This window comes from Candidatus Poribacteria bacterium, from assembly GCA_021162805.1.
Lineage (GTDB): Bacteria > Poribacteria > WGA-4E > B28-G17 > B28-G17 > JAGGXZ01.
This window is the reverse complement of the sequence record JAGGXZ010000093.1, coordinates 1-22,097: the sequence shown is the minus strand read 5'-3', so window position 1 is coordinate 22,097 and position 22,097 is coordinate 1. Positions and strand designations below refer to the sequence as shown.

Below are 22,097 nucleotides of genomic sequence, written 5' to 3'. Positions count from 1 at the left end.
GAATTGGAGGTGTGGTTCTCCCGCTTGATGATTGCCTTCATCCTGTATTTGAGCCGAGTTTTGTCAGTCAATCAGCAGCCGTCAGCTATCAGCGTTCAGCTAAAGGATGGTCACTTGTTGTCATTTATAGTCATTTGTAGTCATTGTCATTTGAAATGACGGCGAAGCTGAATAACCCAATAACTAAATGACCGTGCACATTTTGAGCCCAAATTCCATTCTTTCGCGCTGTTTTGAGGGGAGATTTTATCACCCCGGCGAACGCATGTCAAGCTCGGACTTGCGTCGGGTGTATAAGAAATCTGTCGGAGGCCCAAGCAGCCGATGTCACCTCACCAGACACTTTACGGTATCCCCTTGACCCTCTCGGGTAACTTTTGTATCATAACATCCATGGACGATATCGGCGCTGCATGCGTTGTTTATGGGCTATCCTCAGAGGTGAGATATGGGTAGAATATCGAAACTTATGATGTGGGCCGCGACGGCTTCAATCTTGATCGGCATACTCCTTATGTGTCAGCCTTTCACCTTCCGGCTGTATCCGAAAGGGTTCGGATTTCTGGGTGTGGGCACGATTCTCTATATCGTGAGCTCTCATATCAAGGTGGGGGAAGATGGCGAGAGTTCAGGTTGATAAACTCCGTAAGACTTTCGGCAAGGTGGAGGCGGTCAGGGATATAAGCTTTGAGGTGGACGACGGCGAATTCGTCGTGATGCTCGGCCCTTCAGGATGTGGTAAAACCACCACCCTCAGATGCATAGCGGGGCTTGAACGACCTGATAGGGGTGATATCCTTTTCGACGGAGAAAGGGTGAACGATCTGACGCCTGCTCAGCGTAACATCGCCTTTGTCTTCCAATTCTACGCCCTTTATCCCCATCTGACAGTCCGGGATAACATCGCATTTCCCCTTCGGGCTGAGGGACTTTCCAGGGAGGAGATCAAACGTAGGGTGGACGAAGTGCTGGAGCTCCTAGAGATCGGAGATGTGGCCGATAGGAAACCCCGATCTCTCACGGCGGACCAGAGACAGAGAACCGCTCTCGGAAGAGCTATAGTGCGAAGGCCGAAGGTTTTCCTCCTAGATGAACCGCTCAGCAACCTCGACGCAAAACTCCGCGAAAGGATGCGAGGTGAGCTTAAAAGACTTCAAAGGAGCTTAGGCATCACGGCTATATACGTGACACACGACCAGATAGAAGCTATGTCGATGGCCGATAAGATAATAGTCATGAACGATGGACTCATCCAACAGATCGGTACTCCCAAGGAGGTTTATCACGATCCTGCGAATCTCTTCGTCGCCAATTTTATAGGAAGCCCGGGTATGAATTTCATAAAGTGCAGGTGTGTCAGAGAGGAGAGAAAATTGATCGGCGATGGAAATGCCTTTGCCATATCTATAAGCCGTGAGGTCGGAGAACACCTCGGTAGACTTTCGGATACAAGGGTTATTCTGGGAGTTCGTCCCGAGAACATCGAGCTTAGCCCAAAAGCCGAGGGCGATTGTTCGTTGGAGGTCGTCGTCGATCTGTTGGAACCGATGGGATCGATCAACATCATCAACCTGAAGGTGGGCGATCAGATGATAAAGGCGATATCCGCTTCGGATTTCAAGCCCAAAAGAGGCGAGCGATTGGGTATATCCTTCAAGGAGATATGCCTGTTCGACGCACAGACCGAACAGGCGCTCGTAAGCATGGAGGGCGAAAAGCTATGGCGGAGGTGAGACTGGAGGAGATCTCAAAAAGGTTCGGACGCGTTCAGGCGGTGAAAAAGCTCTCGATCGAAGTCAAATCGGGGAAATTCACCGTTCTGCTGGGACCGACGGGAGCAGGCAAAACAACCACCCTTCGTATAACGGCAGGGCTGGAGAAGCCAGATGAGGGAGAGATCTATCTGGACGGGAGAAGAATAACGGATCTGCCTCCTCAGGAGAGGGATATGGCCTTTGTGTTCCAGAACCTAGCTCTCTATCCGAGATATACCGTCTTCGAAAACATCGGCTCACCTCTCAAGGCCAGAGGGATGGATCGGAGTGAGATCGAAATGAGGGTCAAAAGGATCGCCGATATACTTCACATATCCCACTTGCTCGACAGAAAACCCGTCCAGCTAAGTGGAGGTGAAAAACAGAGGGTCGCCTTGGGAAGGGCGATGGTCAGGGAGCCGAATCTGTTCCTGCTTGATGAGCCGATAAGCGCCCTGGATGCGAAGTTAAGGGAGGAGATGAGGACGGAACTGAAGAGGTTACAGAGCGATTTTGGCGCCACTTTTCTCTACGCGACGCCCGATCAAGCCGAGGCGATGTCGATGGCCGATGTGATCGCCGTTATAAACGAAGGCAGGATCATACAGATTGGCACACCCGAACAGATATACAACAGACCGGCTGACACCTTCGTCGCCGATTTTGTCGGCAGCCCCAGTATGAACCTGCTCCCATGCGAGGTTAAATTGAGGAATGGCGGGACATACCTGGATATCGGCCCCTCAGCCTTCATCCTACCTCTGCCTCCGGAGCGAGTGAAAACGATCAGGCGTTTCGACAGCAGGAGGCTGATCTTCGGCATCAGGCCTGAGGATATCCTGATAGATGCCGCACAGGGGGAAGGATCGATCAAAGGAAAGGTCTACGTCGTCGAGACGCTCGGAGGATATAATATCATTGAGGTAGAGGTGGGCGGCAGACTCCTTATCGTTAAGGCGGAATCCTCTCTCGAGCCTTTGATCGGCCAGGAGATATGGATCAGGTTCAGATCTGAAAAGATCCATCTGTTCGACGGAAATGGCGAGATCATCTTTTAAGCGTGGAGATCGAAGGTTAGGGCATCACCGAATCATCTAAAATTATAAGCGCCTTCATCTCCTGAACCTGTGTCCAGCCTTCTCCGGCATCACTTTACTTGATTCAGAGGGGACAGAGGAGAAATCTCCCCCGTCCTCCCCGCTATGTTGTCACCTCACCCGTTCCCAGATGGGAGCGATTCTCTCTTTGGCTCGGGGGCCGAGGATGATCGGCGTAATGCCAGCGATCTCGCAAAGATACGTCAAGGCTCTCACCCTATCCCCTTCTACGCCCAGGACATGGTTGCACGGGAAAACGGTTATAAACTCCTCGAAGCTGCACTCCAGCCTTGCGTGGACATGTGGCCATGTCGGGTTGGTCTCCTCGTTGATCCTCCTTCTCGTTTCCTCGTCCAGCTCTACCACCTCGCCGGGGACGATTACCATATATGGTTTTTGATCCCATAGACCTAACCTTGCGAACGTCACTTCTCCCGGCGCAGCATCAAATTCCACGGATGCTCCCCCGGCTTTGAAGTAGAATTCCAGAGCCGGATGCAACGTGATCTTCTTGAAGTTCTCCTTCGGATCGAAGGATCTGGCAGCGAAATAGCTGGGATGATTGCCCGAGTTGCACCAATCCCAGATATCCAGATCGGGGTGGTACAGCCTCACATCCATGAAGATGGTCGGTAGGCCTCCGGAGAGGTATTTTAAAAGCTGCATCGTGATGGCAGCGTAGGTATCGGCCTCTGTGGAGCAGACCGTAGGTTCCTTCGGCCCGCGCCAGTCATACGGATCGTTCATCAGCATCTCAGGGACATCTCCCAGACAGACGTACTCCGTCAGTTCTCTCTGGCCCTTCAATCCGCAGAAATCGAAACCCTTTTCCCTGTTGACCATCTCCATTGCCAGATAAAGCCTTATCTGTGTCTTGAGCGTTTCGGGGGTAAGCATTTTGCCGTCATATCTGATCCTGTCGCCCAACATCTCGGTAAACCACTCGAATCCTCTCTCCACCTCCGACTCGTCCACCTGTTCCATCATCTTAACCAGCAGCAGTTGATCGATCTGTCGGACGGTCAAACCGAGCGATTTAAGGGTGGGCGTCAGATGCGGGAAACCGGTTTCCATTCCCATCGAATGGCCGCCGTAACAGCCATAGACCTCATTTTTGATGGTCGTGACCGCCTCGCTGGCCCTGATCCAATCGATGACCTTGGCGATGGTCTCCTCGTCATCCATCTCGCCGATGATCCTGTGGGTTTTGAATCCCGCCTGTCTCAGAGCGCCGTCGGTCGCCAGTAGACCGACGTTTCCCGGAAACTGACCGTTATTGTTGGAAAGGCTGAGGATCGGTATGTCCCTGCCGATGCTGTTCACGAGCGGCCAGGCAAGGAATGGGAAATTCCAAACATTATAACACATTATGAGCTGCTTGACGTTGGCCTTGGATAGCTCCTCGCCCACCTTCTGTGCGCTACGGACGTCGTGGACGATCTGGGAGGCGACCACGACCTCATATGAGGAACCGTCAGCGTTTCTGGCCTTCTCTCTGATTATCCGGGCCCAGCCCTTCACGACCTCCATGTTCTGGGCGTCCGTTTGTGTGTGGACATGTGGACGCTCATCGGTGAGCATAACAATCCCTATCGGAGTGCTTTTCATGTGAAACCTCCTCAGCGATCTTTACAAACTGATGGCTAACGGCTATTTTTATGATAACCCCATCGGGATTTAAAATCAATATCCCAGCCGCCCCTATGACAGGTATTTTTCCGAACCGTCTCCGCGATCCAAACGGCGGATGCTATTCGTGAGGCAGGAAATAGGTTTTCCCCTCGTGGCTCATCTCCCTAACGATCTCCCGCCTGAGCATAGATCTCAGGCGGTCGTTTACCTGTCCGATCGGTATGCCCAATGAATCGGAGATCTCTTCGGCGGTACAGGGACGTCTGCGGAGCACGTTCAATATGTTCGCCTCAGCGGCGCCGTAGATCTTGGGAGCTTTTCTGACATAATCGACTATCACCTCGGCCTTTGGACCGAAAAAGCGGCGGATCTCCTCCATCCTCGTTTTTGGAACGGCCCTGGCCCATCTTTCAGCCGGGGGGCGGACGACGGTATTGAGCTGTATCCTATCAAGCTTAAGCGATAAGGCGATCTCCTTCAGCCCGTTCAGCTCTTCAATCGATGTGTTAACGCCGTCAACCAGCATGATCTCAAGCCAGATCTTACCATCGAACTCCTCGCAGAATCGCTTTAATCCATCGACGATCGCCTCGATCCTCAATCCGGATGCGGCTCGGTTGATCCTTCTGAAGGCTCCCTCTGAGACAGCGTCCAGAGACGGCATGACCAGATCGGCTACCGATAGATCCCGCCTGACCTCCTCCATCCACAGAAGCGATCCGTTCGTTATAACCGCCACCGGTATCTCTGTGATCCCCTTGATCTTTCGTATCATCTCTCCCAGAGCTGAGTTCAGGGTTGGTTCCCCAGACCCGGAAAAGGTCACGTAATCCGGTTTCGGTCCTCCCTCCACCGCCTCTTTCACCGCCTGAAGGATCGGCTCTGGCTCGACATAGATCTTCCGCTCGACCGTTGGCCTTGGAGTTCGGCCTATTTGACAATAGATGCAGTTATATGAGCAGGTTTTAAGTGGTATGATGTCCACTCCAAGGGAAAGGCCGAGCCTTCTGGATGGGACGGGCCCGAAGACAAGATCTCTCATCTTTTCACCTCACTAATCCAGGAGAGCGGCTATCAGTTCCGCCATGGAGACGAGATCGATAAGGTTGTGATACATTATGGGCTTAAGCAGGGAGACATCACCGGATCCGATGAACTCCTGATATGTTTCGGGGATCAGACTGGAGGGGATGTCGCCCATCCTGCGTCTGCCGCAGATCTCCTTCTCCAATGTCTGAAGCTTACAGTTCGTTACCCTACCTTTCCATTTCCGCCTTGAATAGAGCAGCACATCATAATTCCTGCCCATCAGTCCCTTAGGCAACGGAATACCGTGATAGGCCATTCTGTCGAGTATATAGGGTAGATCGAAGGATCTGCCGTTAAAGGTTATGATAAGCTCGAAATCGTCAAGTCTTCCTCCAAGAAAACACAGCATAGGTGCCTCTTCCGAGAAGTCCCTCGCCAGTAACTGTTCAAACTTGAATTCCAATCCATCGAAGTACATCAAACCGCAGAGAAATATCGGACATCTGGAGGAAAGCCCTGTGGTTTCGATGTCTAAAAACAGCGATTTGCGCGGACTTCTGGAGGCGATCCGTGAGACGCCGTATCGGGCACCCCTGGGATTTCCAAATATGCTCATGAATCTGCTCAATGGTTTTCTCGTCTCAGGGAGTTCTGAGGCCGACCTGGTTGACAGGAAGAAAGTGCCGTAGGGAGTCTTGACCTCCTCACCGGGGAACTCCTTCTCGACCAGATCATGCCTCATCCTCTCCAGTTTCCCCTCCAACCGACGTAGTTCCATTATGAAGGAGTCATCGATCTTCAATCCTTTCGATGAGCTTTTCATCGAGATCAATCCCTTCCTTCAACCGTTTACATCTTATCTTCCAAGATCTCTCGCCCGGAAGGAGTATCTCCTCGATACCGGGTTCCCTTTTGACGAATTTAACCTTCTCTACAAGCCTGGAGACCTTCTCCTTGAACCGATCTATGGGGATGAAGATCTCGGGATTTAGGGCCATTATGAGGAATCCATATTCCCTACCAGGAGGAGGTATGAGTGTGGCACCTAAGAAGGCTGTGGTCAATATCTGTGAGATGAGCATCAATCCATATCCCTTGTGATCGCCGAACGGCCTTACAGCGCCGGAGAGGGCCTTTTTCGGATCATCGGTCGGATTTCCCTCCTCGTCGAAGGCAAGACCGGTCGGCATCCGTTCATTCTTTTCACTCATCAACATCAATCGGCCGTTTGTGATCGAAGCCAGGGAAGCATCAAAAAGCAGCGGAGGGTCCTCCCTTGTTGGTATGGCCACGGATAGGGGATTAGTGCCGAAGATCGGCTCCACGCCACCCAGAGGTGCCACGCGGGGATAACAGTTACAGGTCGCCACCCCGATCATATCCTCGCGGCGGATCATGTCGGTGTAATACCCCAGCATACCGCAGTGTGTGGTGTTAAAAACGCCCACCATGGCCGAGCCATACTGCCTCGCCAGCCCTATGGCCCTTTGAGCCGCCAGATAGACCACTACATATCCGAGGTTGTTGCCGCCGTCTATAAGGATATGATTGGCGAAGCGCTTGACGACTTTGATCTCAGACCGCCTAACCCTTTGATATCGTGATCTGATTTTCTCCAGCCTGATAAGCCCGTGGGTGTTTTTCCCTCTAAGCTCCGCTTCCACGAGCACATCGGCGATTATACGGGCATGATCGGAGGGGATGCCGGACCGCTCAAGATAAGATATCGCCATCTCCTTAAGCTTCTGAGCCTGAATCAGAGGCATCTCCTTTTATCTCCCTTCTCCTTTTTCCTTTCGTCACCAACATCCTGAAAAATATAGGCAGGATGACGGCTCCGCTGACGCCTATGACTGCGACGTCTATGAGAAGGACTATCGGGTTGGGTCTGCCATAGGTCGGCCAGAATATCCCTGGTATCATGGCCAAGAACAGCGAGATGCTAATCATGAAGAAAAAGAGAGCAATCCATTTAGGGTTCATCTCTCTCCTCCCGCCGATTGATTAAGGCGCCAACTTATTATAGCTTGTTAGGAACTATCTTGTCAATCGCTGATTCATCCCCAGCTCCTTTCGGCACTTGAAAATCCTTTGATTTCCTCCCTCATATCGATTACAATATCCCCGACTCTGAACTGAAAAGGAGGTGTGGAGATGGGAGCGGTAATTCCCCCTTGGACGCCCGTGGAGGCCGAAGCGGTGGGGGAGGAGGTGAGGATAGAAATCTGGGGCCGAACATATCTGTTCGAAGGCTCGCCCTTCCCCACGAGCATAATTACGGCCGAGAGGGAGATTCTTTCCTCGCCGATCCGCCTTGTGGGGACGGTCGACGGGAAGCCGATAGCCTGGAAGGGGACCGGCTCGGCGCTGCTACGTCGTGATGACGACGTAGCGGTCGTGAGCGGATGGGGTGAGAGCGGGTCGTTGATCCTGAACGTCACGTCACATGTGGAGTTCGACGGTATGATGCGGGTGGATATGGTCGTGACGAACCACAGAACCGCATCGCCCACCCTCGAGGGGCTTTACCTGGAGATCCCCCTCAGGGCAGACCGCTCCAAGCTGTTCCACTACTGGCCGGGGAGATGGGGGAGCGCTGAAAACAGCGGTGCCGTTCCCCAGGATGGCTTGAAGTTGCCCTTCAAGCCTTTCATCTGGCTGGGATGGGAGGAGGGAGGGCTGAGCTGGTTCGCCGAATCGGATAAAGGATGGAGGGTATCCGACCCGAACTGCGCCGTTGAGGTCATTTCTCAGGGGGAGGGGAGGATCCTCCGTCTGCATCTTCTGGACTCCCCCCTCAATGCGTTTCCCCTAACGATCACCTTCGGCCTACAGGCGACGCCCGTCAAACCCATCCCGAGGGATTTCCATGAATGGCGGATCTGTCATGGGGCGTATTACGGGATGGTTGAGGACGGGACGCTCGACAGGATGGCCGAGATGGGCGTCAGAACCCTGGTCTTCCATGAGAGCTGGACGCCCGTGCAGAACTATTGGATCACCGACCGGGAGACGGAGCTTAAGAGGTTGGCCTCAGAGTGCCACAAGCGCGGCATCAAGCTGCTTCTCTACTTCGGCTATGAGCTTTCCACCCTGGCGCCTGAATGGGGAGAGCTGTCGGATGATGTGTTGGTGAAGAACCCTCAGGGCAGATTGGCTGGAGGATATCAGCGCCGTCCACCTCAGCGCGACTACATCGTCTGTTACAAGAGCGAATGGGCCGAGCGGCTGGTGGAGGGAATAGCCAAGGCTCTGGATCGATACGGCTTCGACGGGGTGTATTTGGACGGGACGATAGAGCCCTGGGGATGCGCCAATGAGAGACACGGGTGTGGATATCGAACGCCGGAGGGAAGTTTAAGGGCTACCTATCCGATCTTCGCCGTCAGAAGTATGATGAGGAGGCTATACGAGCTGATCCATCCGAGAGGGGGATTGGTAAACGCCCATCAGAGCACATGTTGTCTGACGCCGACTCTCTCCTTCTGCCATTCCTACTGGGACGGGGAACAGTTCGGAGGAGGGGAGCTGTCGGGCGACCCGCTCCGTAAGCTTCCGCTCGAGACGTTCAGGGCGGAGTTCATGGGGGTGAACTTCGGCGTGCCGAGCGAGTTCCTGGTCTACGAACGCCCGCCCAACTGGACCTTCGAACATGCGCTGGCCTTCACGTTGCTCCACAACGTGCTGGTTCGCCCGTCTGTGAGAGGCGAGAAGCTGAGGTTGATCTCGAAGATCTGGACCGCCTTTTCGGATTTCGGCGTCGGAGAGGCCCAATGGCATCCGTATTGGAGAAACGACGATCTGATCGACGTGAAACCTCAACAGGTTAAGGCCAGCCTCTATCTGAAGGGAAGCCGGGCTCTCCTGGTCATCTCCAACCTATCGGCCCAAGAGGAGGTGACGGGCGAGATAGAGCTGAAGTTCCCTCTGAGGCTTAAGGCCGCCTTCGATGCCGTAACCGGTGAGGTGATCGAACTGGAGGGGAACCGTTTAGCGCTTCCTCTAGCTCCGATGCGGGCAAGGCTTATCCGAGTGGAGTGAGGTGAGAGATGAATGGAATAACTTTCGGGAACGACCTCCTCGCCTTCACCTTCGAGGAGTCCACCCTCGGCCTGAAGGGTATCGGGGAGTTTCTCGATGTGGCCGAGGGCCAGGGGAGGATATGGAGGATCGAGTTCAGGGACGGTGAGGGTCAGATCGTCGCACTCGACAACTCCTATGAATGCCGTACCTCACGACATAGGGAGGGGGAAACCCTCAGGCTCTCATGGGACGGCCTGAGTTTGCCCGGAGATAAAGGTTCGGTGGACGTCGAGGTGAGGGTGACCCTTCCGAAAGGGTCCAGGTTTTCATTCTGGAGGATAGCCGTCAGGAACAGAAGCGAGAGGTGGGGGGTATGGATCGTGGATTTCCCCTATATCAGGGGGATAAAACCTGATGGGATGAAGCTAGCTTATCCCCACTTTCTGGGCAGGCTTGTCGATCTGCCCGATCCGCTGCCGATAAGGATGATCTACCCCTCAAGCTCCGCCACGATGCAGTTCAGCACGCTTATCGATGGCTCTAAGGGATTGTACCTGGCGGCTTACGACCCGAACTGCTTCTATAAGGAATTTCTCTATGAGGCGGAGGAGGAAGGGGTGAGCTACAGGACGCGGAACTTCCCCGAAGATATGGGTTCGCCTGGGAGGGATTTCACCCTTCCATATGAAGCGGTCCTGGGGATCTATGAGGGCGATTGGGTCGACGCCGCCAAGATCTACAGGGGGTGGGCGACGAGGCAGAAGTGGTGTTCCAGGGGGAGGCTGATCGATAGGGACGACATCCCCTCGTGGTTCAAGGAGATATCGGTGTGGTTCGTGGGGGGACCGACCGGGAGCATGCCGAGATTGAGGGAGTTCCTCGACGTCCCGGTTGCTCTCCACTGGTATAACTGGCATCAGATACCGTTCGACAAGTTCTATCCCGACTACTTTCCGCCCAAGGAGGGGTTTGGGGGGAAGGTGGAGGAGCTTCAAAGGGCGGGGATAAAGGTGATGCCGTATATAAACGCCAGGCTGTGGGATACGGCGTCTAAAAGCTGGGAGCGGGAGAATCCCGAACCGCATACGACCAAAGATCCCAATCTGGGAAAATATATCGAACACTGGGGGGACAGAACCACTCCGTGATGTGTCCCTACACCGAGTTCTGGCGGAGGAAGGTCACTGAGATAGTCAGAACCCTGATCGAGAGGTATAAGGTGGACGGGGTCTATCTGGATCAGGTGGCATCGATGTCGCCCGTGCTATGTTTCGACACCTCTCACGGACATCCGGCCGGAGGGGGAAGCCATTGGGTCGATGGATACAGAAAGCTGGTTGAGGAGGTGAGGGAGAAGGCCAGGAGGGTCAACCCCCAGGCGATACTCACCACAGAGGATCACGCTGAGCCGTTCCTGGATGTCTTCGATGGGTTTCTCACCTGCAATTCGGTCTTCATAGCCCCCGATCTTATACCGATGTTCCATCTCGTTTACTCCGGATACATGATAACCTTCGGCAGATATAACGGGAAGGGGTTCGTCATGAAGAACGCCCAGATGTTCCTCTGGGGGACACAGCTCGGGTGGTTCGGCGCCGATGTCCTGAGACCGGAGACGCCTGAAGGAGATTATCTGAGGAAGCTCGCCAAGGCCTTCTCGGAGTCGAGGAAATTTCTCCTTTTCGGCGAGATGGTTCGCCCCCCGAAGATGGAGGGCGATAATCCCAGGCTCTCAGCGGTATGGCGGAGGGATCAGAGGCCCGTCGAGATGGATGCCGTCGGCTGCACGGCTTGGATGGCCTCGGACGGAACCCTGGGCTTAGCTATCACCAACTGCGACTCTCAACCTCATGCCGTCCGATATGAGCTGGAGGTCTCCGATTACGGGCTTCCTCGGGCAGCTCGATATTCCGTCCGAAAGGTGGCCGGAGATGTGGAGTTCGAGGAGATCATCCATGAGGAGGGGAGGATAACCGGCCAGATCGATCTGCCCGGAATGAGCGTCTTGGTTTTGGAGATCAGGAAACTTTAATATGCTGACGATGCGCATCTACCATGAGCGGCGTTAGAATCCTTCGTCCCTTATCTTATCAGATGTCCGAAGCGAAAGGCGAGAAAGCCTCCCGCTAGCTTGACCTGCCCTTGAAGATGTTGTATCGTTTGAGCGAGTGAATTTACTATGGGGCAGGGAGGGAGTAGGTATGAGATCTGGGGACAACCCATAGCATGGTGGAGGCGCTGCAGCGTATGAAAGACAGATCCCATTGAGAGGTGTTGACCATGCAAAGCGGACGAGAGGCGATCTGTCGCATGATGCGGGGGGGAGCGTGCCGATCATGTCCCCTGTATGACAACCCGTGGAGGGACACGCTGAGGAAATGGGCGAAACATGGTATGCCCACCGATGAGAAGGGGAATCCCGTCAATCCCACCGAGCATTTCGGATTTGATATCGTCGTTTGTGGGGGATGGATCGACTGGCAGTCTAAGCGCGGCGTACATGAGGTGGTCGAGGGGACGGAAGAGTGGCGCATCGTGCGCAATGGGGCCGGCACCCTGTTGAAATGGTGGAAGCACAAATCGGGCACCCCTGAACATGTGGATTTCCACATGACCAGCCGGGAGATCCGGGAGAAGGAATATCGTCCTCTGCTGGTCGAGTTCGACCCCGGACGTGCCGGTAATGTGAAGACCATCGCGGAGAACCTGGCCAAATGGCGCGCCAGGGGGAAATGGACCTGCTATGGCACCCAGTTCATCCGGGAGAATATGCGCGCCAGCATGGGGGACTATACCACGTTCAAGCCGGGTTCGATGCGCTCAACCCGATGGAGGTGAAGGCAGGCAATAACATCTTCAAATTTGGCTGTGATCGTTCCAGAGAAAGCAAAATTAGTTCGTCGAGCATTCGAGTTATACAGCACTGGTAGATATTCCCTGAAGGAAATATGTGACATGCTGTATCCTTATGGCTTCGTTAACAAAATCGGCAGGAAGATAGCCAAGTCCCAGCTTCATGACATGCTTCGTCAACCGTTTTACAAAGGATATGTGCATTGGCGGGGTCAGCTTTATCCGGGCGTGCATGAGCCGATAGTTGATGAAAGGCTTTTCGATAAAGTTCAAGAGGTTCTCAAGCAACGCAGGCAAGGGATAGGAGCTCGTAGAACCCACCGGTTTGCGTATTCGGGCCTGGTGAAATGTGGATATTGCGGGTGTGCTATGGTGGGCGAGTCAATACGGAAATCAGGCAAGGAATATCGGTATTACAAATGCTCTGGATATAATGAGAGGAGAAAATCATGCCAGCGCATTAAGGAAGCCGAACTGAGCTCGATGTTTGAAGAAGTAGTCTCAAGGATCACCATCCCTCCTTCGGTGGTTGATCTGATAATAGATTCGATTCGCGAGATGTATGAGGAAGAGATGGAAGAGGTGAGACGTCAGAGAGCTAGTCTGCGAGCGGAGCTGGAGAGGGTGAAAACTTGGATGCAGAAGGCCTATATGGACAAGCTCGAGGGTAAAATTTCAGAAGAGTTTTGGCTTGAACAACAAAAGACGTGGCAAGCTCGTGCTAACGCTCTCAGGGCTGAAATGAAACGATTGGACAATATCGATTGGTTTGGGATATGCGAAGATATAACCGAGGTGCTCAGACTGGCATCCAAGGCTCATGAGATATATTCGAGAATGGATGATTTCGAAAGGCGAGAGATATTGACTAGGATACTTTCGAACTCCTATCTATATCGCGAGAAGCTAGATGTAGTCTGGCGTGAGCCGTTCAATTGGTTTGCGAAATGCGCTAACAGTAAGGAATGGCTCCCCATTGCGGATAAATTTCTAAAGCTCGCCGTGTAGGAAATCAGGAAGGTCCGTAATTAGGTAACTCCTGCCGTTAGGAGATCAGCTACTGGTTGAATGCCTCGCCCTACGGATATCTTAAGCAAGGAAATTAACCGGAAATTTCTAAGGAGGTGTTCGAAGTGAGAGGCGAGGATCTGATTCTTAAGGAAGAGGTCAAACGTGAATATCTGATGGGATCGCTCACGCTGAAAGAACTCGCGGAGCAAAAAGGAATTTCCTACTCGATCATCACCAAATGGAGCTTTCAGGACGGCGGATGGAAAAGGCTTAAGAAGACGATCCGGAAGGAAGAGATGGAAAAAGCACTTCAGGAATCCATCGACCAGCTCAGAGAAAAACTCGCGAGGAGATTGGAAGCCTCATTCGAGGATCTCTTCAGGCTCTTCGACGAGATCGTGGGCAAATCGGTCAGATTGGCCAAAGAGGTCTCCTCCACCTCCGATCTCTATCGGCTTTCCATGACTCTCAAGAACCTTTCCGAAATCAGGCTGTCAATGATCAAAGAGCTCAAAGGTGAAGATGATGAAAAGGTTCCGATCCAGTTCCAGCTTCCAGATTGGATCTCGGAAAGGATCTCAGAGTCTTGAACCCTTTTCCCTGAAGCCGTTCGAGCATCAGAAGAGGTTTATCTTCAATCCTGCAAGGTGGAAGGCGTTCATCGGAGGATATCGATCGGGTAAGACCACAGCGGGCCTTCTGGCATGTCTCATCGAGGCGTTCGCCGTTCCGGGTTCGAGAGGATGGGCCGTGGCTCCGACCTACCCGATGTCGGCCCTGATCGAGGAGATGATATTCTCGATCGTGAATCCATTCGCTTTCGCCTTTCACGCCTCAAAGCGACGGTTCGTCTTCAAGAACGGCTCGATCCTCGAAATAAAGTCGGCTGAAGATCCGGAGAAGCTCGTCGCCTTCGGGATAGACTACTTTTGGGTCGATGAGGCGGCGATGATAAAAAGGAGGGCGTGGGAGAACCTGACGACGAGGTGGAAGGCGGGAGGAGGTAAGCTGAAAGGGTGGATCACCACCACACCGAGAGGTTTTAATTGGGTTTATCAGATCTTCGTCGATCCGGCTACGAGATGGAAGGATTCCTATTTTCAGATCGCCAGATCGATAGATAACCCTCTTTTTCCAAAGGAAGATTTCGAAAGGGCGAGACGGGAGCTTCCGGAGCAGTTCTTCCGCGAACGATATCTCGGCGAATTCGTCAAGTTCTCCGGTCTGGTCTATCCGGAATTCTCGATGGTCGATCATGTGGTGGAGTCCCTGAACGTCTCGAAGGAATGGCGACGCTTTGGAGGGATCGACTTCGGCTATAATAATCCCTTCGTCTGTCTCTGGATCGCCGAGCATGATGGAATTCTTTACGTCTATAAGGAGCTCTATCGAAGATATCTGAAGCCCTCCGACTACATCTCGATTCTCAAGGCCGATCCGTTGCCGGTCTACTATGCCGATCCTTCAGCGGCGGCGGAGATCGCCGAGATGAGGGCCGCGGGATTGAAGGTTTTACCGGCGAGGAAGCTTCCCGTGATGCAAGGTATCGAGCGCGTCGCCGGGATGTTGAAATCGAAACGGTTGAAAGTGCTCTCGAGTTGTGTTAACATTATCAAGGAGTTTGAATCCTACCGGTTCCCTGAAGCGAAGGAAGGACAGGAGGCGAGAGATCATCCTTTGAAGGTGGACGACCATGCCATGGATGCACTCCGGTATGCCGTGGTTTCCTATGAGAGAGGTTCAATAGAGGAGTTCGTCGTGGAGCCCGAGCCGGAAATCCGTCGGCCTTTAAGTGGTGTCGGCGGATTCAGCAGAGGGTCCAGATTATTCGGGAGGGAGCTTCTATGAGATTAAAAGAGGCGATTGCGAGGAGGTTTTTCTCCTCGGAAATCAACAAAATCGCTGCCGAGCGGGCGATAAGGGAAGCTGAAGATGACTCGGGCTGGAGGTCACTTTCGGTCTATCAGAGGGATCTCCCTCAGGTGACCCATGAAAAGCAGCTCAAGGTCGCTTTCTGGCTTTACAGGCATAACCCGATAGCGAAGCGGATCATCGAGGTGATTCAGGATTTCGTGATCGGTCCGGGTATACAGTTCTCCGCTTCAGAAGCCTCCGTGGAGGAGATCCTGAGGAATTTCTGGAATGATCCTCATAACTCCTGGGAGTTAAAACAGTTTCAGCGGATCTCCGAGCTCTTCCTGTTCGGCGAGCAGATATATCAGGCGTTCGTGAATGAGGCCAACGGTCACGTTCGCCTCGGCTATATCGATCCTCTCAACGTCGAGAAGATCATCTTGGATGATGATAACCCGGAAATAGCGAAGGCGATCAAACTCAAGAACCGAGAGGGAACGTTGAAAGTGATTCGGACGGACGATGATCCTTTCTCGGAGACCTACGGTCGATTGGTCGGCGACGTCTTCCTCTTCCAAGTCAATAAGGTCTCCAACTCGTCGAGAGGGGTTTCGGAGCTATTCACCCTTGCCGACTGGCTGGATGCTTATGACCAATTCGTCTTCCAAGCCCTTGAGAGGGCGAACTTCCTCACCACATTCATCTGGGACATCACGATCGAAGGCGCCACGGATGATGAGTGTAGGGTGAAGGCCCTTCAGCTTCAGCAGAATCCTCCCAAGCCCGGATCGTTTAGGGTTCATAACGAAAGGACGAAGTGGGAGGCGGTCTCGCCTGATCTTTCGGGTGTGGATTTGGAACAGTATACGAAGGTGCTGAGGGCGATAATACAAGCGGGTTCAGGAGTTCCTGAACACTGGCTTGGAACCGGCGAATACATCACCAGGGCGACGGCTCAGGCGATGGGCGAACCGACCTTCCGAAGGCTTCAGGCGAAACAGCGGTATGTCAGATCGATGTTCGAGTTCATGTTCAGATTCGTCATCGATCAAGCCGTCATCGCTGGAACCCTCTCTCCGAATCGGGATCTCTCCTTCACGATCAAAATGCCGGAGATCTCGAGGAGAGACATGAAGGATGCGACCGATACCCTCTCCAAACTCGTTCAGAGCCTATCGATCGCCTCTCAGGAGGGATGGATCTCGACTGAATCGGCCAAGAGGGTCTTCAAGCTGGCCATGACTGAGCTGGGGTTCGAGGTTGAGGTCGAAGATGAAAGTGGGAAGACGGAAACCGAGAGGACGGAGGAGGGAATAATTGAGCTCTATTCCAGAATCCGACCTTCGCTTGAGAAGCTTGCTAGAGGCTGAGGTCTCCAAGCGGGTCTATGCGGCGAAGCTGACCAAGCTCACAAGACGAGTGGACAGGCTGGAGAACTCCGCCATTAAGCGGCTTCTCTCGCTTCTTCAGGAGCTTCAAAGGGAGATCAGGAGGGAGCTCTCGGAAACTCCGGAGGAGAGATTTCGAGCGGAGCATCTCCGGACCATCCTCTCCATCGTTAACGATCGGATAGCGGATTATTCGGCCAGGCTGGAGAGGGCGATGAACGAGGAGTTGGAGGAGTTCTATCATCAGGGATCGAACGATTTCGACGAGATGTTGGAGGTTCAGGGTATCAAGGCTCCGATGTTCGGTCTGCCGAGAGACGTGCTTGAGATCGCCCAGGGGTTCTCCGCCGATCTGATCTCGAACATCACGGACGATCTGAGGAACCGGATCAACAGGGTCCTGAGGCTTGGAATACTGAGAGGAGATCCTCCGTTCAAGATCATGAGGGAGATCGGAGCGAGGATCGATCGAGGAGTCTTTCGGACTCCGATGCAGAGGGCTGAGGCGGTGGCCAGGACGGAACTTCTGAGGATGTATTCTCTAGGGCATTGGGCGAGGATGCAGAGCACGGCGGAGTATGTCCCTGGTTTAAAGAAACGCTGGGTCTCGGCCCATGATCCGAGAGTCAGGCCGAGCCATGCCAGGGCCGACGGTCAGATCGTGCCCTGGGATAAGCCCTTCCTGGTCGGAGGGCATAAGGCGATGTATCCGCGGGACCCAAGGCTGCCGCCTGAGGAATCCGTGAATTGCCGCTGCGTTATGGTTCCTGTGATCACCGAGGAGGAACTAAGGAGGATCGCTCCCACGACGATGGTGACGCCAGAGGTGAGGAAGGAGGTCGTCGAGCCTTCAGCGTTTGAGAAGCTCGGAGTTTCTGAGCGTGCTTTCAAGCGAAACGGCGAGGCAGAGGCGTTCACTGAGGGATCGGCCCTTGAGGGATTCAGGATGCAGCTCCTCAGGAAGGAAGATCCTGAAGGAGAGTTCATCGAGGCCAACTTCAAGATATCGAGGGAGCATTATTCCAGGATCTGCAATGAGCTGAGAAAAACGTCGTTCACCAAACTGGAGGAGAGAGGAATTCATCTCGGGACGATGAGGTTTGAACCCTTCCAGAGGAAAGGCGGGAGGTATGTCCGAGCTGATGGAGAGGATCTCTTCTCCGTCCCTTCATTTGTGAGGGAGACCGATTACTATCGGCTGGAGATCCCGATAGGTGAGCCGCTGGAGTTTGAGGGCGAGAGGTTCTTTTCAGCGGGCTCTAGAGCTCTGGATGGATTCGTGAGACTGAGGGTTAGAGGAGGGCTTCGAGATGCCGAGCGAGCTCTCAAGGAGGTCGCTAAGGAGTTTAATCTTCCCGATCTCCTGAAGGCACCAACTAGAAGAGATCTGGAGAAGGCCAAGATGCTGAAGCTGTTGTGGCAGGAGGACCCGGAAGGATGGCGGAAGCTGAAGGGATATCATCCCTCAAAGGTCTCGATGAAGAGGCTCAAGGAGCATTTCGACCGTAGTCCCGAGCTGAGGGAGAAGCTGAGCAGAATGGAACTGATGGATCTAAAGGGATATCGGACCTTCATTCTGAAAGGAAGGGAGGCCGAGCTTAGAGAGAAGGGAGCGATCGCGATTTCCCATGAGCTGTCGAATCCCGAAGACGTCGTGTCGATCATCCAAAACGACTTCCTTTCCACCTTTGAAAGGCTGAAGAGAGGATTGCCGATGACCGGAAAGTCTCCCAAGGCTGATCTACGTTCCGGCGGCGCCGATCACGTCTTCTTCAGGATCATCACTTCGGGAACCTCGGATAGAAGGGGAAAGCCGAGGTATTCGGTTTTTCTCGTGTATGATCTGAAACCGCTGGAGCGGACGGATTGGTGGATCTATCCCTCAGATAAGTTCGGGACGACTAGGGAGGAGCTCTTCTTCAAGCGGGCCTCCGTTACCAAGACGATCGAGATTCTGAATCGTAACTGGTGGCCGGGGAATGAGATCATGATCCGTAACAGGGTTCCGGCGAGTCAGCTTCGGTTTATCCTCGTCCGCAAGGGAGGGAGGAAGAGAATGGAGGAGCTTCTAAAGGATGCTGGAATCAAGAGGGTCGGCAGCAGGCCCATCTCCCAAGTCATCAGGGAGTTTGAGTCCTGGGAGGACTTCAAGGAGGCGTTCAGATGAGGGAAGGCCGTTACTTAGGAGTTTTCAGGGTCTATACTCAGGCTCCGGTTCCGCCGATAGCGGTCTGTCCGATCATCGAGAAGGGTTTCATCAGTTGGTATGATACGATGCGAATCAGGATTTTTCGGATCGAGAAGGATCTCGGAGAATGGAGGTTTCGATCCGATTTCGACTATGTCCTTGAGCCGTTGACCCTCAGGCGATATCGGGAGATTTCCGACCAGTTGGTTAATCCACCTACATTTGCATCGGCTAAAGACCTTTGGATCTTCTACTTCAGGATGTGTTTCGGCGAGAACTGGAGGGAGGAGATACGAAGGGAAGAGTGGAAAGTGATCCCTTATCCGAATGCGTAAATGGGTTGTGCGTTATTGCGTTCGTTGCGTTGTGCTTTAGCTCAAATGACAATAAATGACCTATAAGAGAAGGAGTGATATTATGGCTAAGAGAAAACGAAGGGAGAGGAAACCGATTCCCATCCCATGGGAGGAAATCATCGGATTCAAGGAGTATGACTATGAGACCGTTGTGGTGACGACCGAGGGACGAAAGCTGAGGTTTTCAAAGGATGAGTTCTATCTCGATCGGCCGAGGTGAGGGATATGAAACTGATCTTCGTCGGGACGAAGGGCGAGGTGGATACCAGCCGACAGCGGTATGAGTCGAACGCCTCTCTCCTCATCGAGGATGATCTTAAGCTTCTGATCGATTACGGCCACACCGAGATGATTCCGCTTGAGGCTTTGAGGCCGGATTACATAGCGTTAACTCACGCCCATCCGGATCACGTCGGCGGCCTGAAAGGCGAGATCGAGGTTCCGATCATAGCGACGGCTGAGGTGATAGAGAGACTGAAGGAGGATGAAGATCTAGCGGTGAAGGAGTTCATCGAGCTCAAGCCGGGAGAGGAGAGGCGCATCGATTCATGGAAGATCGAAGCGATACCGGTCGTTCATTCCATCCGAGCTCCGGCGGTCGGATATCTGATCGAAGTCGAGGGCTTTCGAATCGGCTATTTCCCTGATTATCTCGAGATACCCGAAAAGCATCGTCATAAGCTCTCTCACTTGGATATCCTGATCGCGGATGGATCCGCGATCGAGCGGGACATCGTTCGGAAGAGGGATGACGAGAGATTCGGGCATGCTTCGATGAAGACGAGCCTGAAGCTCGCTAAGGACCTCAACATCAAGAGGGTGATCTTCACCCACTTCGGAGAGGAGTTTCTGGGCAAGGGAGAAAGGAAAGCGAGGGAGATCCTTGGCGAGGGCGGTGTTTCATATGATTTCGCCTGGGATGGGAGGACTTTCGTGTTTGAAACTCAGGGAGCCCTCTCTGAAGGCAGACTCACGATGAACGCTCCGACGTTCGCCTATCTTGCCGTTTACGGCGAGCCTCCCGACCCTCCTCTCTCCGGTCGGTCGGGCGATCCGGAGCGGATTTGGCGAGGGATTCTTGTCGACGTTCATCTCAAAGATGCGTGGCTGGAGCGGCTGAATTCCATCGACGGGATAGAGATCCGATCTAGCTGCGAGGGACACTCGCCTGAAAGGGTGGCGTTTATCGTCTTCCGTTTCCGAGATCCATCGAATGATGGGAAGGCCGATGAGGTCGCCCGGGCGATCTCCCGAAATGAGGGATATTTCTCGATGGCTGATCTGGGTGCTGAAGATAGGATGAGAATCGTGGTTGCGGGTAAAACCTGGTATGGTCAGGAGGACTGGGAGAGCTGGTGGGAAAGGCTGCCGGAGGTCATTGAGAAAGCTCTTGGAGAGGTTCGAGGTGAGGAGATCAGCGAATTTAGGCGGGAAGGTTATGATCCGAGCAAACTCAGAGACGACCAGCTCAGGGATGATTTCCGGCTTTTGGTGGCGAAATACTCCACGATGAAGCAGGGCGGTAAGACGGAATTTGAAGATATCGAGGTTCTCGAGGATTTCGCCCTTGACGTCATCAGAGAGCTGATCAGAAGAGATGCGATCGTCTTCCATCCGGACATGCAGACCAGATATTCGCTGGAGCTCTTACAGAGATTGCTTCCGAGGATCGTGTCTGAGCGAGAGACTCAAGGGATCTACCTGGTCGAGCCTCACGGCCAGATGATATATAACGGAACGAAGAGGGCGATCGTGAAGTCCGTCAAATTCTCAGATCTCGGACCGTTCTTCCTGCTCTCATCGAATCGAGCCTTCGGCGTGATCAAGCTCGATGAGCCGATGGAGATAGACCTTGAGAAGTTCCTCGCCCTGAGGGATCGGCATAAAATCACCGATGAGGAGAGGAGACTTTGGTGGGACGACAAAGAGAGGCTTTTCTTCTATCCGATAAGATGGTTCGTTCCCTTCAATGAGCCGAGGCTCTACAAGCTGCCGAAAGGGATTCAGACCTTCGTCAAGAGGGTGGTATTCGAGGCGGTTCAAATAGAGGCGGCGGAAGATCCTGAGAGTCTGAAGAAGCTGAGCGATGAGGACCTCCTGATGCTTCACGCTGAGCTTCACCGACGGTTCAATGAGCTTCCCGCCGGAGCGACTCAGGAGCCGATCGTGAACGCTCATCTCAACGTGATCAAGGAGCTGAAACGAAGAGGTCTTGAACATCGACCGACGGATGAGCTTGATAGGCTAACTCTCGAGCTTTTGGGAATCGTTCAGGAGCAGGAGAGGGTCTATCTGAAAGACATCTTAAAGCTTTGGGATCAGGGATTTTATCTGGATAGCTCTTACATCTGTGCCGTCGGCAGCGTGGCCGTAAGCGGGTTCGGGAAGGACATCGATATCTGGGTTGACACCACCGATCCGAGGGAGCTGGAGATAGTCGAATTTCGCCTCCGCTCGATGCTTCCGCCCGAATTGCAGCCGAGGATTCACGTCTTCGGGTCATATGATGTCAGAGAGCTCACCGGTAAGCCCTTCACGAACTATATCGTGCTGGCGAGGAAGAAGGTCGAGTTCGTTCCGATCGAGGAGAGGAAGTTAATCCAGATGGCTCGGATCGCCGGAGTTCCTCCCGAGGCTGAGAGGATGGCCGAGGCATCGCTGAAGGAGGATAAGATCAAGCCTCATCGATATTACTATCCGCAGAAGGCGATCGTTGGATACAGGAAGCTCGAGGAGTATTCGATAGAGGGATTGCTTCTGGTCCTTCGAGATGACGAATGGCCATACTTCGTCGATCAGAAATTCGATGGGTTCAGGACCGAAATACACAAGACGGATAGGAGAGTCACGGTATTCACTGAGCAGGGAAGAAAGGTCGATCTGAAGCTCTTCCCTGAGCTTTTGAAAGAGAT

At 53.3% G+C, this 22,097-nt stretch carries 20 protein-coding genes; 15 read left to right on the top strand and 5 right to left on the bottom strand.

The features are described from left to right. Positions 1 to 448 precede the first annotated feature (448 nt). The 3 genes from J7M22_07560 to J7M22_07550 are packed head-to-tail and all read left to right on the top strand — an operon-like array spanning position 449 to position 2,812. Entirely contained in the window at positions 449 to 637 is a 189-nt protein-coding gene (locus J7M22_07560; GenBank protein MCD6506470.1) for a hypothetical protein, read from the top strand. Further along, complete coding sequence (locus tag J7M22_07555; GenBank protein MCD6506469.1) at positions 618 to 1,733, top strand: ABC transporter ATP-binding protein; 1,116 nt, start codon at positions 618 to 620, stop codon at positions 1,731 to 1,733. The genes J7M22_07560 and J7M22_07555 overlap by 20 nt, the downstream gene beginning before the upstream one ends. Then, positions 1,721 to 2,812: an ABC transporter ATP-binding protein gene (locus J7M22_07550; protein ID MCD6506468.1), complete on the top strand. Its 1,092-nt coding sequence runs from the start codon at positions 1,721 to 1,723 to the stop codon at positions 2,810 to 2,812. Before J7M22_07555 ends, J7M22_07550 begins: the two co-directional genes overlap by 13 nt. A gap of 150 nt (positions 2,813 to 2,962) precedes the next feature. Here the strand turns inward: J7M22_07550 and J7M22_07545 are convergent, their stop codons facing one another. From J7M22_07545 to J7M22_07525, 5 genes are all read right to left on the bottom strand, one after another. Further along, positions 2,963 to 4,459, bottom strand: a complete 1,497-nt coding sequence (locus tag J7M22_07545) for a fucose isomerase (GenBank protein ID MCD6506467.1) — start codon at positions 4,457 to 4,459, stop codon at positions 2,963 to 2,965. A 142-nt stretch (positions 4,460 to 4,601) separates the two neighbouring features. Beyond that, positions 4,602 to 5,525, bottom strand: coding sequence for a radical SAM protein (locus tag J7M22_07540; protein MCD6506466.1), 924 nt, complete (start codon positions 5,523 to 5,525; stop codon positions 4,602 to 4,604). A gap of 12 nt (positions 5,526 to 5,537) precedes the next feature. Further along, complete coding sequence (locus tag J7M22_07535) at positions 5,538 to 6,335, bottom strand: ribonuclease H-like domain-containing protein (protein MCD6506465.1); 798 nt, start codon at positions 6,333 to 6,335, stop codon at positions 5,538 to 5,540. Beyond that, positions 6,301 to 7,278, bottom strand: a complete 978-nt coding sequence (locus J7M22_07530; protein MCD6506464.1) for an Ldh family oxidoreductase — start codon at positions 7,276 to 7,278, stop codon at positions 6,301 to 6,303. The genes J7M22_07535 and J7M22_07530 overlap by 35 nt, the downstream gene beginning before the upstream one ends. Further along, on the bottom strand, positions 7,250 to 7,495 hold the full coding sequence (locus J7M22_07525; protein ID MCD6506463.1) for a hypothetical protein: 246 nt from the start codon (positions 7,493 to 7,495) through the stop codon (positions 7,250 to 7,252). Before J7M22_07525 ends, J7M22_07530 begins: the two co-directional genes overlap by 29 nt. A gap of 171 nt (positions 7,496 to 7,666) precedes the next feature. Between J7M22_07525 and J7M22_07520 the strand changes: the two genes are divergently transcribed. The 12 genes from J7M22_07520 to J7M22_07465 form a co-directional block, all read left to right on the top strand. Then, positions 7,667 to 9,553: a hypothetical protein gene (locus J7M22_07520; protein MCD6506462.1), complete on the top strand. Its 1,887-nt coding sequence runs from the start codon at positions 7,667 to 7,669 to the stop codon at positions 9,551 to 9,553. An 8-nt stretch (positions 9,554 to 9,561) separates the two neighbouring features. Beyond that, positions 9,562 to 10,683, top strand: coding sequence for a hypothetical protein (locus tag J7M22_07515; protein ID MCD6506461.1), 1,122 nt, complete (start codon positions 9,562 to 9,564; stop codon positions 10,681 to 10,683). Beyond that, on the top strand, positions 10,680 to 11,567 hold the full coding sequence (locus J7M22_07510) for a hypothetical protein (protein MCD6506460.1): 888 nt from the start codon (positions 10,680 to 10,682) through the stop codon (positions 11,565 to 11,567). Before J7M22_07515 ends, J7M22_07510 begins: the two co-directional genes overlap by 4 nt. A gap of 248 nt (positions 11,568 to 11,815) precedes the next feature. Then, positions 11,816 to 12,373: a hypothetical protein gene (locus J7M22_07505; GenBank protein ID MCD6506459.1), complete on the top strand. Its 558-nt coding sequence runs from the start codon at positions 11,816 to 11,818 to the stop codon at positions 12,371 to 12,373. A 24-nt stretch (positions 12,374 to 12,397) separates the two neighbouring features. Then, a complete protein-coding gene (locus J7M22_07500; protein ID MCD6506458.1) occupies positions 12,398 to 13,396 on the top strand; it encodes a recombinase family protein in 999 nt (332 codons plus the stop codon). Between the two features lie 125 nt (positions 13,397 to 13,521). Then, positions 13,522 to 13,989 carry a hypothetical protein gene (locus tag J7M22_07495; protein ID MCD6506457.1) on the top strand — a complete coding sequence of 156 codons (468 nt, stop codon included), beginning with the start codon at positions 13,522 to 13,524 and terminating at the stop codon, positions 13,987 to 13,989. Further along, positions 13,916 to 15,247, top strand: a complete 1,332-nt coding sequence (locus tag J7M22_07490; GenBank protein MCD6506456.1) for a phage terminase large subunit — start codon at positions 13,916 to 13,918, stop codon at positions 15,245 to 15,247. Before J7M22_07495 ends, J7M22_07490 begins: the two co-directional genes overlap by 74 nt. After that, positions 15,244 to 16,623: a hypothetical protein gene (locus J7M22_07485; GenBank protein MCD6506455.1), complete on the top strand. Its 1,380-nt coding sequence runs from the start codon at positions 15,244 to 15,246 to the stop codon at positions 16,621 to 16,623. The genes J7M22_07490 and J7M22_07485 overlap by 4 nt, the downstream gene beginning before the upstream one ends. Continuing rightward, positions 16,571 to 18,808, top strand: coding sequence for a hypothetical protein (locus J7M22_07480; GenBank protein MCD6506454.1), 2,238 nt, complete (start codon positions 16,571 to 16,573; stop codon positions 18,806 to 18,808). Before J7M22_07485 ends, J7M22_07480 begins: the two co-directional genes overlap by 53 nt. Next, positions 18,805 to 19,164, top strand: coding sequence for a hypothetical protein (locus J7M22_07475; GenBank protein ID MCD6506453.1), 360 nt, complete (start codon positions 18,805 to 18,807; stop codon positions 19,162 to 19,164). Before J7M22_07480 ends, J7M22_07475 begins: the two co-directional genes overlap by 4 nt. Positions 19,165 to 19,246: 82 nt before the next feature. Continuing rightward, on the top strand, positions 19,247 to 19,405 hold the full coding sequence (locus J7M22_07470; GenBank protein ID MCD6506452.1) for a hypothetical protein: 159 nt from the start codon (positions 19,247 to 19,249) through the stop codon (positions 19,403 to 19,405). Positions 19,406 to 19,410: 5 nt separating this feature from the next. Continuing rightward, positions 19,411 to 22,097, top strand: a 2,687-nt coding sequence (locus J7M22_07465) for an MBL fold metallo-hydrolase (GenBank protein ID MCD6506451.1), incomplete at its 3' end; no start/stop codon positions are given.